We start from the raw sequence: 12164 nt of genomic DNA on the forward strand, positions 1-12164 counted from the left end.
AAAATGGATAAGCAATATCTACATGAAAAATTGAACTGTTTGCGTAGTCAATATCTAGATTCAACCAATGGAGAAATCTTAGCAAAGCAAGTAAACGATGCGCAGATGAGCAAAAAAATGCTTCGGATTAAGAAAAAATTAGTCAATCTTGAAATGGAGCGCTGTCAAAAAATGATTGAGCATCGCGATTTATCGAAAATAGAGCAAAAAATCTCCGAGCAGAAGATGCTTTTTGAAAAATGCTGTAAACAAAAATAAAGGAGGAAAATGTGGACTTACTCCTTTATATTATTATCTTTTTATCTGTTCTGATTGTTTCAAATGCCACCAACAAGCTATTTCCAAGCTTGCCAACGCCACTCATACAAATTCTATTAGGGATTGGCTTGGGATTTTTCATTCCAGTTGGAACGTTTCATTTAGAAACGGAGCTGTTTCTAGCTTTAATCATTGGACCGCTACTGTTTCGAGAAGCAGAAGAAAGCGATATTACCAGTATTCTTAAGCATTGGAAGATTGTTATTTATCTGATTTTTCCAGTTATTTTTCTATCAACTTTGAGTCTTGGTTTTTTATCGCATTGGCTATGGGTGTATCTTCCTCTTGCAGCTTGTATCGCGGTTGGAGCCGCCTTGGGTCCGACTGATTTGGTGGCTTTTGCGTCCTTATCTGAGCGCTTTACCTTTCCAAAACGTGTAGAAAATATTTTGAAAGGGGAGGGCTTGCTAAATGATGCGAGTGGTCTAGTTGCCTTTCAATTTGCCCTGACGGCTTGGACGACAGGGAAATTTTCGGCTCAAGAAGCCAGCATCTCACTTATCCTTTCGATCATTGGTGGTTTTATTGTGGGTGGTCTAACAGCTTTTTTAAATCGTCAGTTGCAAAAGCTGCTGTATACGGTGCGAGTCTCAGACACAGCAGGAGAACTGTTGTTAGAATTAAGTTTACCGTTGCTGACATTCTTTTTGGCCGAAGAACTCTATGTATCAGGAATTATTGCAGTGGTCGTGGCAGGGATTTTTAAGGCTAGTCGTTTTAAAAGGATTACTTTATTAGAAGCTCAAGTTGATACCGTGACAGATACGATTTGGCAAACTGTCACATTTATGCTGAATGGAGCGGTCTTTGTCATTTTAGGAATTGAGTTGGAAACGATAGCTGAACCCATTTTGAAAAGTCCGGTTTATGATAATCTTCGACTCCTTCTGACAATTCTTTTACTGACGATTGTGCTATTTGCCACTCGTTTTGTCATGATTTATGGCTTTTATTTCTGGAGAAGTCTGCGTTTGAAAAAGAGAATGTCGAAATATTGGAGAGACATTGCTCTGTTAACTTTTTCAGGCGTGAAAGGAACGGTGTCTATTGCGACCATTCTCTTGATTCCAACAGCGTTAGAACAAAAGTATCCTCTCTTGCTTTTCTTGGTGGCTGGGGTTACGTTGCTTAGTTTTTTGACAGGGCTTGTAATATTACCTCGTTTATCAAAAAACAAAGAAGAATCATCCGACTACCTCATGCATATTGCTATTTTAAATGATGTTGTCCAAGAATTGGAAGAAGATTTGAAACATACCAAAGTTAAGGCTCCGCTTTACGCGGCTATTGATAATTATCATGGACGAATCGAAAATCTTATCTTGGAGCAAGAAGGAAGATCTGTTCAAAAAGATTTGACAGATTTACAATTGCTGATGCTGAGTATCGAAAGTGACGGTTTGGAACAAGCCTACGAAGAAAGAAAAATAAGCAACCGTGTCTATTCCATTTACCAACGTTATTTATGGAATATGGAGCAAAGAATCAACCGCAACCTTGCTTCGCGCTTCACTTATTTTTTGATTAGCTTTTTCAGAATGACTCGCTTATTGCTGCATGAGATTGTTACATTTGGCTCTACTTTCCGTAATTGGCTCAATCAAGATAGAGCAAAGCCTAGTAAGGCTGAAAGAGAAGAGATTGCCGAACTGTATCTAGCCAATACAGAAGTAATTATCGGGAGTTTAGAAAATCTGAAGGGTGTTTATAATACTGCGCTTATCAATTTCTTGCAAGATTCGCGTATTCGTGAGACAGCAATTATTGAAAGCAGTGCTTTTATTGAACGGGTTATTACGCGTATCAAACCGAATAATATCAAGGAAATGCTACGAGGCTATTATTTGGAGCGGAAGATTATTTTTGAATATGAACACGAAAAGCTGATTTCAGCTAGTTATGCAAAATTTCTCCGTCAAAATGTCAATAATTTAGAAAATTATTCTCTCAAAGAAACCGCCAATACATTACCATACGACATGATGAACTATGTCAGACAGAAATAAAACGGGAGTGGATTGAGCACTTAGTTGCGAATTCACTCTTTTTTAAACAAAAAAAATAAGCCTTGACAGGCTTATTTAGTTGGGATGGATATTTCAATGAGGTTTGTTGAATAGAGTGTCTTAATTCGAGAGGCATCAATCGATTTTGTATCAATTTTTCGTTTCAGAAAAAATTCTCGAATTTTTTCAACTTCTTGTTCGCGAATGGCGCGGTGTTTATTTGAAATCAGAATTTCATAATGAAAAGGTGCTTGCGTAAAGACGACGTCTGTATTTCCAGCGGAAAAAGTCTCAACTAGTGTAGCATCTGTACTTTCTAATTGACTTTGTACAAGGCGTGCATGGCTGTTTGTCGTGTTAATAAGCTTCATCTGACTTCCTCCTATATTCTATTCCTATTATAGCACTTTTTCATAAGAAATGTGAACAATTTCTCATACTTTATGATTCTTTTTCCACATTTCAATTCCCCATTTATGACTGCCACGTTTTAATTTGGAAATAGCTTCTTCGATTGGAAACCAGGCGAGCTGATTAAAATCTTCTAAAGGTGCCTGCGATTGCTCATACTGGCTTACTTCATAAATGTAAGCAGGGTTATAAAAATAGGTATCGCGGTGGCGAGAATAAAAATATTCATCTGCTTGTCCGTAATATTGACCGATTTGAGCAGTAAAACCAAGCTCTTCAATCAGTTCACGTTTTAAGGCAGTTAAGCGATCCTCATCTTGCTCAATCTCGCCTCCGGGCAAGAACCAAGCGCCGTTGGGGGCTTGCACTAAAATTATCTTTTCTTGCTTTTCATCTGGAATAACTGCATAAACGCCATAGCGATTCACATATTGAACGTCTTCTTGCTTTTCTCCAAAAGTTGCGACTGTCATATCGTTTCCACTCTTTCTTATATGCTACTAATATCATAATGCAGAAATCAAGTGCTGTCAAGGCTTTCAAGCATTTTAAGGTTCAAATTTGAAAATATCTGCTGTGTATAAATTGAGCACTTTTTCAAAGAGAAGACGGAAAAGAATGGCAACGACTGTTGGGATGACAAGCCAAGCTAAGATTGCCAGTCCCATGGAAAGTCCGCCTGTAACAGAAGCGAAGAGTCCAGTCAGACCAACTAATCCAAAACCTGCTGATGCAGGCGTCCCGGTAATGGTGAAGAGGGGAACCAATAGTCCAGTTACAACAGAAGTTGCAATGATAGGAACATAAGAGATTGGATGTTCAAAGACATTGGTCATCATCATTTTCATTGAACCAAGGGCGACAGCAGCAGTTACACCAGGTTTATTGACGAAGAATGAATGAACAACAAGTACGATACAAGTTGTTCCGACCCCCATAGCAGAAGCACCGGCAGCGAGTCCATTTAGTCCAATGGCAAGACCGATTGCAACTGTTGAGATTGGAGCCACGATTAAGATAGCAAAAGTAACACAGATGAGAACACTCATTAAGTAAGGCTGAAGATCCGTAAAGTAGATAATTCCCTGCCCGATTAAGCTAGAAATCATTTTGACATAAGGAAGTGTAAATAGCCCCACAGTCGCAAGAAGCGATCCAACGATTGGCAGAAGAACGAAATTAAAGGATTCAAATTTTCCTTCTAGCCAGAGCAATACGAGAACGCTAAGGGCACAAATTAGCATGACATTGATAATGTCCCCTGTACCGGTCGTGTAGAATCCAGTAACCATTTTGTTTGCAGTTGCGGTAATTTCAGCAGGGGCTTTTTGCTTTTGGAGATATCCTAATAACTCTGTAGCACCCGCTAATTTACTAGAAGCACCAGAACTAACAAAAGCAATGGCTGTCAGAAGCGCAGCTTTCATTCCTTTGAAATTAAATTCCAAGGCAACCAGCGTTCCAATTACGGCAGATAAAGTGGCTTGGAAAAGAACGTTAGCCACATTCCAAGTTGCAAAGAAAGCATTATTTTTGAAAAAGTCTAAAGAGAAAATAATGGCAAAGATACAGTTAGGAAGCAAGGCTACGATAACACCAATTGCGGTTCCGTTTAGAACTTTATGCAAAAATGATTTAGGGGTAAGTGATGCGGTTGTGTTTTCTTTTGTCATAAAAAACTCCTTTATTTTTGAAAAATAAAATCCGCCTTATCCCAAATGAGAATAAGGCGGAGTCATGTAAAAATGGAGATGATTATCCCATTTTAAAACGGTAGCTACGCCTTGATAAGATACTATAAATAATGATAATAATATCTATAATCAACATAACGTAACTCCTTTTTTATTTTTCTTGTTGTCTATTATAACATCTTATTCCAAAAAAACAATAGAAAAATTGAAATTTTCTGATTATTTTGAAAAAACAGAATATCTATTATAAAAAATATGGAAAAACAGAAGAAAAATCTTCAAACAAATTTTACTTTTATATAAAAGTTGACATCGGGTGACAAGTTTCTTCTGTTATACTCATGATAGAAAAATGAAAGGAGCAAACAAATGAAATATGAATGGAGAAAATTAGATAAAAAACTTTATCAAGGTCCAAAAACTCCTGTGGTCATTGAACACCCTGTGCAGTCATTTATCATGTTAAATGGTCAAGGAAATCCAAATAAAGCTGACTTTTCAGAAAGGGTTTCTGCTCTTTATTCCCTCGCTTATGCGATTAAAATGGAGTATAAAAAACTGCTCATCATCAGGAATTTACTGATTTTACCGTTTACCCTTTGGAAGGGAGTTGGCAGCAAACAGAAGCAGAGACTTTGGTAAAAGACGACTTGGTTTATACGATTATGATTGCTCAGCCAGAGTTTATTACAAATGAAATAGTTGAAACAGCTCTCGAAAAAGTAAAAGTGAAAAAACCAAATCCGTTTTATAATGAGATTCGCTTTGAACGAATAAGCGAAGGAAGCAGTGTTGCCATGCTTCATGTAGGACCATTTGACGATGAACCACAAACCTTCGCGAAAATGGATGCTTTCTGTCAAGAAAATGGGTTAAAACGCTGCACAGCATATCATCGTGAAATTTATTTGAACAATAAAAATCGCACCGCTCCAGAGAAACTAAAGACAATTTTGAGGTACAGTGTTCAGTAACTAAAAAGTCACTCCCTAGAGAAACTTCTAAGGAGTGATTTTCATATCTAATCAGCATTGTCATCTGCTGTTGTTTTGATTTCTTTGTCAGCTTCGTTTTCAGATTTTTTAGCTGAAGCTGATTTGATAACAATCTTGCTGTTGCTTGTCATGACAGCTTTGAGCTCTTTTTCGCTTGGATGTTCAAGATAGTAGTCGGTGATAGCATCCTCGATGTGATCTTGGATTGTCCGACGAAGTGGACGAGCTCCCATTTTTGGATCGTAACCAAGATTAACTAATTTTTCCTTGACTTTGTCTGTTACGTCTAGGTGAATACCATTTACAGCTAAGCGTTTATTCACATCTTCAAGCATCAAATCTACGATTTGTAGGAGATTTTCCTTGCTAAGAGATTTGAACTCAATAATACCATCGAAACGATTCATAAATTCTGGGCTGAAGAAGTTGCCCAATTCACCGAGGACGGAATTAGTTCGTCCTTCACGCGCTGCACCAAATCCAACGTTTGCTTCGACTTTTCCAGTACCGGCGTTGGAAGTCATGATGATAATTGTATCTTTAAAGCTAACTGTGCGCCCTTGTCCGTCTGTCAGACGTCCATCGTCAAGAACTTGCAGGAACATGTGCATGACATCTGGGTGCGCTTTTTCTACTTCGTCAAGCAGAATGAGAGAATAAGGATTGCGGCGTACGCGTTCTGTCAATTGTCCGGCTTCTTCGTAGCCAACATAGCCTGGAGGTGCTCCAACGAGTTTGGCTACGCTGTGTTTTTCCATATATTCACTCATATCAAAGCGAATCATGCTGTCAGCTGAGCCAAAGAGTTCAATGGCTAATTGTTTAGAAAGTTCTGTTTTACCGACACCGGTTGGTCCGACAAAGAGGAAGGATCCAATTGGTCGATTAGGAGAGCCAAGTCCGACACGATTACGGCGAATGGCTTTGGCAATTTTATCAACGGCATCATCTTGACCGATGACATGAGCTTTCAAATCATCAGCCAGACTAATTAATTGCGATTGTTCCTTTTCTTTTAAGTCACCAACTGGGATATTTGTTTTTTGCTCAATGATATGCTCAATCGTTTTTTCACTGATGATAGGTGTATCTTGGTCTGCCATTTTATTTTGCTGCATTTCTTTGTATTTGGCAATTTGGTCACGGAAATAAGCAGCTTTTTCAAAATCTTCATCACGAGTAGCTTGTGCCTTGAGGTTTTCAGCTTCTACCAATCGTTGATCAATGACTTTTGGATCGACAAAGTTAAGTGTCAGATTCATCTTAGAGCCTGCTTCGTCTAGCAAGTCAATGGCCTTATCGGGCAAGAAGCGATCTTGGATATAACGATTGGACAAGACAGCCGCTGCTTCAATGGCATCGTCTGTGTATTTGACGTGGTGATAGTCTTCGTATTTTTTTTGAATGCCTTTTAGAATAGTAATGGTTTCTTCAACCGTTGGTTCATCCACTTTTACTGGCTGCATCCGGCGTTCCAGTGCTGCATCTTTTTCGATAATGCGATACTCATTGAGAGTTGTGGCACCAACTAATTGAAGCTCGCCGCGAGCAAGAGCAGGTTTTAAGATGTTACCAGCATCCATATTCCCATCTCCAGCTGCACCAGCTCCAACGATTTCATGGATTTCATCAATGAATAGAATCACATCCTGACGAGAACGGATTTCCTCCATGAGTTTTTGCATTCGTTCTTCAAATTGACCGCGGATACCAGTTCCTTGCACTAGGCTGACTACATCTAAACGGATGACTTCTTTTCCTTGAAGTTTATGTGGAACATCACCGTCCACAATCTTCTGTGCCAAGCCTTCTACAACAGCTGTTTTACCGACACCGGGCTCTCCGATGAGGACTGGATTGTTCTTTGTTCGACGGTTGAGAATTTCAATGACGCGGACGATTTCCTCATCACGACCGATGACAGGGTCAATTTCACCGCGCCGAGCAAATTCGGTTACATTGATGCCAAATTCTTCTAGGAGTCCTTTTGGCTGTTGCGGAGTTTGCTGGCGTGCACCCCCACCTTGATTGGAACCGTAACCTCCATTGCCGTAACCACCACCTGATTGAGTAGGAGGGGTCTGCGGTTCTTGATGATTTTGGAAATTTCCAAGATTATTAAAGAAATCATCAAACGGGTCTAAGTTGTTTTGATTATTCATATTGGTCATTCCACGAAACAGAGCATTATTGGGGTCTGTTTTCATGATTTGATAACAATTTTGACAGAGGTCAACTTGGTGTTGTTTTCCATTCACATTTGTGTAAAGGTGAATGGTTGATTCATTTATTTTACAATTTTGACAAAGCATGTGCTACCTCTTTCTTTTAAAATTTGTTTGAATAATACCAATTGGTCAATAATAGTCAAATTTCTTAGTTTTATTATAGCAGTATTCTAAAACATTGCAAGAATAAAGTGTTAAAAGACAGATTTTTGTACTGAAGCGTTTTATTTTGTGTTAAATTTATCAAAAACAGGGCTTTTACTGGTATTTCATCTTTAATTTGTGGTAAAATAGTAACGTATAAATGAATAGGAGAAGGAAAATGGAATCACATTTAGTAAGAATTATCAATCGTTTAGATGCTATGACAAAAGATGGCGGCAATTTGAAACGCAATTTTGAGCGTGACGGAGTTGTTGTAGCAGAAGTAGCTTATAGCTATGACGAAGAAAATGGCTCAGTATTCACTCTTCGTGATGTAGCAGCGCGTGAAACTTATACATTTGACAGTATTGATTTGATTGCTATGGAAATTTATGAATTGTTGTATTAATTTGCTAGTCTCTAATAAGATATCCTCTAGGCACCTGCTTAGGGGGTATTTAATTTGCAATAATTTTTGCCTATCTACCTTAGAATTGTCAGAAATTCTTAGAAAAAAGTGGTATACTAATAATGATAGTAAGCATATTTCTTGACAAACAGAAAAGGAGAGAGTATGGATTTATCTCAAATGAAATTAGTAACAGAATATGAAATTGTCGGAATTGATTTAGAGGAAGCGAGCGTCCGTCATTTAGCAGATTTAGGGATTAAGATAGGAAGTTTTATTCAAATCATTTCAAAAACAAATGATACAGCCATTCTCTTAGTTCGAGCTGCGAGGATTGCTTTGGACAATTCTATTTTGGAAAAGCTGGACGTTGTTCTGAAAGATAGCAACTGCTCAGCCCTTCCTTTATCTGAATTAGCTGTTGGAGATGTGGCATATATAGAAGCAATTCATGCGGATGGTGCTTTAAAACGGAGGCTGATGGATATGGGTTTGACGAAAAACACAAAAGTTCAGTTGCAGAAAGTCGCACCATTAGGTGATCCATTAGAAATTAAGTTGAGAGGTTACGATTTGACGTTGAGAAAGTCAGAAGCGAGTCTGGTTAGTGTTGTGAAAAGCGAAAAGGGAGCAAAAGGATGAAAGAATTAGCGCTTGCGGGAAATCCGAATAGTGGAAAGACCAGTTTATTTAACATTCTAACCGGTAGTAGCCAGCATGTGGGAAATTGGCCTGGTGTCACTGTCGAGAAGAAAAGTGGATTATTTCGCAAAAATAAAGAAATCATTATCCAAGACCTACCGGGAATTTACTCCTTATCTCCTTATACTTCTGAGGAAATGGTCAGTAGAAATTATCTTTTGAGTGGCAATGCGGATGCTATTTTGGATGTGGTTGACGCGACCAATTTAGAGCGGAATCTGTACTTGAGTTTGCAATTGATTGAGACGGGGATTCCGGTTGTGCTGGCTTTAAATATGAGCGATGTCGTTGAAAAGCAAGGAAAATGGATTGATACGACTAAATTAAGTTATCAGCTAGGGGTGCCGGTCGTAGCGACCAGTGCTTTGAAAAAAACAGGGATTGACCAAGTTATGCGGCAGGCCTTGCGAGAAATAGAGCGCACGGATGAAACGATCTATCCTATTTACGATAGTCATTTTGAAGCGGCTTTGTCAGAAATTATCCGTATTTTGGGGAATGCAGCACCTCAAAAACAAGCTCGTTTTTATGCCATTAAGCTTTTTGAACGCGATAAAGAATTATCTGAACAGCTGGCATTGTCTGATTTTCAAAAAACAGAGATTGAAGATGCGATTCGGATTACGGAAGAAATCTACACTGAAGACGCAGAGACCATTGTTGTCAATGCGCGGTATGAGTTTATTGAGGCAGCAGTCAAAATGGCGCTGCAAGCTGATGTCAATCAATTGAGTTTGTCGGATAAGATTGACCGTATTGTGACCAATCGTTATTTAGCCTTGCCAATTTTTGCAGTTGTTATGTGGCTGGTCTATTTTCTCTCCATTCAAACGATTGGAACGATGGGAACGGATTGGACAAACGACATCCTCTTTGGAGAATGGATTCCAAATGGTGTTAAATCATTGCTAGAGCAATTAGCTGTAGCCAACTGGCTTCAATCTTTAATCATTGATGGGATTATCGCAGGCTGCGGAGCTGTGCTAGGCTTTGTGCCTCAGATTTTTGTCTTATTTACCTGTTTGGGTATCTTGGAAGACATCGGCTATATGAGCCGGATTGCCTTTGTAATGGATCGAATCTTTCGGCGGTTTGGTTTATCTGGAAAATCCTTTATCCCCATGTTGATTTCGACGGGGTGTGGCGTTCCTGGTGTCATGGCGAGTAGAACCATTGAAAATGAACGTGACCGTAGAATTACCATTATGACAACAACCTTTATGCCTTGTTCTGCCAAGTTGCCAATTATTTCCTTGATTGCGGGAGCTTTCTTTCCTGACAATCCTTGGATTGCACCAAGCGCTTATTTTGTCGGAATGGGAGCGATTGTCTTATCAGGGATTGCTTTGAAAAAGACAGCGAGTCTCGGTGGAGCAGTAGCGCCCTTTATCATGGAGTTGCCGAGTTACCACTTGCCACAAGTCAAAACGGTGTTGCGTTATGCCGGTCAAAAGGCTTTGAGCTTCATTAAGCGTGCTGGAACGATTATCTTTGTGACCAATATTTTCATTTGGTTTGCTAGTTCCTATAACTTTAGCTTACAGGCGGTCGAAACAGAAGATAGTATTCTAGCTACCTTAGGAAAAGGATTAGCTTGGATCTTTACTCCTCTTGGCTTTGGCAATTGGCGAGCAACGGTTGCGGCTATTACCGGCTTATTGGCGAAGGAAACGGTGATTTCCACTTTTGGGATTTTGTATAAAGTGACAGACGCGACAGAGACTACCAAAGAGTTGTGGACCAATCTTCAACAGCATTATACGGCACTTTCCGCCTACTCATTCCTTGTCTTTAATCTGCTCTGCGCTCCTTGTTTTGCAGCGATTGGTGCGATTCATCGGGAAATAGGCAATGCCAAGTGGACGTGGATTGCTATTTCATTCCAAACTCTACTGGCTTATAATGTCAGCTTTGTGATTTACCAGTTTGGTCAAGTTTTGCTGTACGGAAAAGGAATATCTCCAGTGACTGTCTTTGCTTTATTCGTTGTAGCAGTTGGTCTCTATTTCATCTTCAGAAAACCACGGAAAGAAAAAGTAGAAGTTATCACTTTAGATAGTCTGACACATCAAACAGTATAGGAGAAATTATGTCCACGATTATTGTATTTATCATTATTTTAGTTTTAGCTGGCGCAGCGCTGCACCACATCATTAAGGGAAAGGGGAACTGTGGTGATTGTGACTGTCAATGTGAAATCAAAGAAAAAATGAGACAAAAATAAAGAGAAAACTAAAAACATGACAGAGGTTGTCAGGTCATTTGTTGTATGATTTATTAAAAAGAAGGAGAACATAACATGGTAAGACCTACTAGCAAGACTGAGTTGATCAGTGCAGCGACGCAGCAATATGCAAAGCTGCAGTCATTGATTTCCCAATTAACAGAAGAAGAGTTAAAGACTCCATTTGATTTTTCAAAAGATGAAAAAAAGAAAGAGGCGCATTGGAAGAGGGATAAAAACCTCAGAGATGTTCTCATTCATCTTTATGAGTGGCAGCAATTGCTTTTGGATTGGGTGCATTCCAATCAAAATGGTGTCGAAAAATCGTTTTTGCCAGCACCTTATAATTGGAGAAGCTATGGTGAGATGAATGTGGCATTTTGGCAAAAACATCAACAGACACCGCTAGAAAAAGCAATCAAGTTGCTTCATCAATCACAGGAAAAAGTGCTAACCCTGGCTGAAACCTTTACAAATGAAGAGCTGTTTTCAAAGAGTGTTTATAAATGGGTTGGTGGGAGTACTCTTGGCTCCTACTTTGTCAGCTGCACATCCAGTCACTACGACTGGGCTATGAAGAAGCTGAAAGCACATCAAAAGAACTGTAAAAATCAGTAAACAATCAGTATGGTTGGGAGCAAAAAGACAAACAACATACAATGGCTAAGAGAGCAAATCCAAAGAACTTCACATCATTCTTTGATATATCAGAGTGAATCCAAGGTTATTCCGTTCGAAGGTTGGCAAAAGTAACTTATCAAGTAAGATGGTGGGGCAGAACGAAAAATTGAATATTTTTAGTTTCGCTCTCTTGTTTTTAGGCTCAGGTTGCTCAACAGCCCAGGAGACTGTTGAGGTGGTGGATAAAGAAAACAAAGTGTTTATCAAAGAAATTTGTTGGAGCCTAAAAGACGAACAAAATTGTGACTTGCTCCGCAAGCTCTATTTGCAACCTTAAAAGCAGTGCTTTGAGCATTAGCTACCGCGTCAAAGGTTTTTGACCATAATAAAATGAGGCTGAGATCTTTTTCTC

General features: G+C 39.2%; 12 protein-coding genes and 1 pseudogene. 9 read left to right on the top strand and 4 right to left on the bottom strand.

The annotated features are described in order from the left end of the window. The first annotated feature begins 3 nt into the window (after positions 1-3). Together EL079_RS00725 and EL079_RS00730 are read left to right on the top strand one after the other, a co-directional pair. Entirely contained in the window at positions 4-258 is a 255-nt protein-coding gene (locus tag EL079_RS00725) for a hypothetical protein (protein WP_003023671.1), read from the top strand. A gap of 11 nt (positions 259-269) precedes the next feature. After that, a complete protein-coding gene (locus tag EL079_RS00730) occupies positions 270-2324 on the top strand; it encodes a cation:proton antiporter (protein ID WP_003031282.1) in 2055 nt (684 codons plus the stop codon). A 71-nt stretch (positions 2325-2395) separates the two neighbouring features. Here EL079_RS00730 and EL079_RS00735 read toward each other — a convergent pair whose 3' ends face one another. The 3 genes from EL079_RS00735 to EL079_RS00745 all read right to left on the bottom strand — a co-directional run bounded on the left by EL079_RS00735 (position 2396) and on the right by EL079_RS00745 (position 4408). Further along, entirely contained in the window at positions 2396-2695 is a 300-nt protein-coding gene (locus EL079_RS00735) for a DUF1827 family protein (protein ID WP_003023675.1), read from the bottom strand. Between the two features lie 63 nt (positions 2696-2758). Continuing rightward, positions 2759-3208, bottom strand: coding sequence for an NUDIX hydrolase (locus tag EL079_RS00740; RefSeq protein ID WP_003031294.1), 450 nt, complete (start codon positions 3206-3208; stop codon positions 2759-2761). Between the two features lie 75 nt (positions 3209-3283). Next, positions 3284-4408: a PTS sugar transporter subunit IIC gene (locus EL079_RS00745; protein ID WP_003031278.1), complete on the bottom strand. Its 1125-nt coding sequence runs from the start codon at positions 4406-4408 to the stop codon at positions 3284-3286. 390 nt (positions 4409-4798) lie between these two features. Here EL079_RS00745 and EL079_RS00750 point away from each other — a divergent pair. Then, a pseudogene (locus tag EL079_RS00750) lies at positions 4799-5403 on the top strand (GyrI-like domain-containing protein). Between the two features lie 47 nt (positions 5404-5450). On the opposite strand, the gene EL079_RS00755 reads toward EL079_RS00750, so the two are convergent. Beyond that, positions 5451-7736 carry an ATP-dependent Clp protease ATP-binding subunit gene (locus tag EL079_RS00755; protein ID WP_003031274.1) on the bottom strand — a complete coding sequence of 762 codons (2286 nt, stop codon included), beginning with the start codon at positions 7734-7736 and terminating at the stop codon, positions 5451-5453. A 238-nt stretch (positions 7737-7974) separates the two neighbouring features. Here EL079_RS00755 and EL079_RS00760 point away from each other — a divergent pair, with 238 nt between their 5' ends. The 6 genes from EL079_RS00760 (at position 7975) to EL079_RS00785 (ending at position 12089) form a co-directional block, all read left to right on the top strand. Then, positions 7975-8205, top strand: a complete 231-nt coding sequence (locus EL079_RS00760) for a DUF1797 family protein (RefSeq protein ID WP_003023686.1) — start codon at positions 7975-7977, stop codon at positions 8203-8205. A 165-nt stretch (positions 8206-8370) separates the two neighbouring features. Beyond that, the gene (locus EL079_RS00765; protein ID WP_003031292.1) at positions 8371-8847 is read left to right on the top strand and encodes a FeoA family protein; all 477 of its coding nucleotides are present in this window, start codon (positions 8371-8373) and stop codon (positions 8845-8847) included. After that, on the top strand, positions 8844-10988 hold the full coding sequence (feoB, locus tag EL079_RS00770; protein ID WP_003031281.1) for a ferrous iron transport protein B: 2145 nt from the start codon (positions 8844-8846) through the stop codon (positions 10986-10988). Before EL079_RS00765 ends, feoB begins: the two co-directional genes overlap by 4 nt. Before the next feature lie 8 nt (positions 10989-10996). Continuing rightward, the gene (locus EL079_RS00775) at positions 10997-11131 is read left to right on the top strand and encodes a FeoB-associated Cys-rich membrane protein (RefSeq protein WP_003031275.1); all 135 of its coding nucleotides are present in this window, start codon (positions 10997-10999) and stop codon (positions 11129-11131) included. 75 nt (positions 11132-11206) lie between these two features. Beyond that, positions 11207-11749 carry a ClbS/DfsB family four-helix bundle protein gene (locus EL079_RS00780; RefSeq protein WP_018543567.1) on the top strand — a complete coding sequence of 181 codons (543 nt, stop codon included), beginning with the start codon at positions 11207-11209 and terminating at the stop codon, positions 11747-11749. A 94-nt stretch (positions 11750-11843) separates the two neighbouring features. Continuing rightward, positions 11844-12089 carry a hypothetical protein gene (locus tag EL079_RS00785; protein WP_223349563.1) on the top strand — a complete coding sequence of 82 codons (246 nt, stop codon included), beginning with the start codon at positions 11844-11846 and terminating at the stop codon, positions 12087-12089. Positions 12090-12164: the final 75 nt, after the last annotated feature.

This window comes from Streptococcus anginosus, assembly GCF_900636475.1.
GTDB lineage: Bacteria > Bacillota > Bacilli > Lactobacillales > Streptococcaceae > Streptococcus > Streptococcus anginosus.

Bases quoted from the DNA above. Each gene is read 5' to 3' on its own strand.
- EL079_RS00760 (WP_003023686.1), top strand. From the start codon at position 7,975: ATGGAATCACATTTAGTAAGAATTATCAATCGTTTAGATGCTATGACA.
- EL079_RS00725 (WP_003023671.1), top strand. From the start codon at position 4: ATGGATAAGCAATATCTACATGAAAAATTGAACTGTTTGCGTAGTCAA.
- EL079_RS00765 (WP_003031292.1), top strand. From the start codon at position 8,371: ATGGATTTATCTCAAATGAAATTAGTAACAGAATATGAAATTGTCGGA.
- EL079_RS00780 (WP_018543567.1), top strand. From the start codon at position 11,207: ATGGTAAGACCTACTAGCAAGACTGAGTTGATCAGTGCAGCGACGCAG.
- EL079_RS00740 (WP_003031294.1), bottom strand. From the start codon at position 3,208: ATGACAGTCGCAACTTTTGGAGAAAAGCAAGAAGACGTTCAATATGTG.
- EL079_RS00735 (WP_003023675.1), bottom strand. From the start codon at position 2,695: ATGAAGCTTATTAACACGACAAACAGCCATGCACGCCTTGTACAAAGT.
- EL079_RS00775 (WP_003031275.1), top strand. From the start codon at position 10,997: ATGTCCACGATTATTGTATTTATCATTATTTTAGTTTTAGCTGGCGCA.
- EL079_RS00755 (WP_003031274.1), bottom strand. From the start codon at position 7,736: ATGCTTTGTCAAAATTGTAAAATAAATGAATCAACCATTCACCTTTAC.
- EL079_RS00745 (WP_003031278.1), bottom strand. From the start codon at position 4,408: ATGACAAAAGAAAACACAACCGCATCACTTACCCCTAAATCATTTTTG.
- feoB (WP_003031281.1), top strand. From the start codon at position 8,844: ATGAAAGAATTAGCGCTTGCGGGAAATCCGAATAGTGGAAAGACCAGT.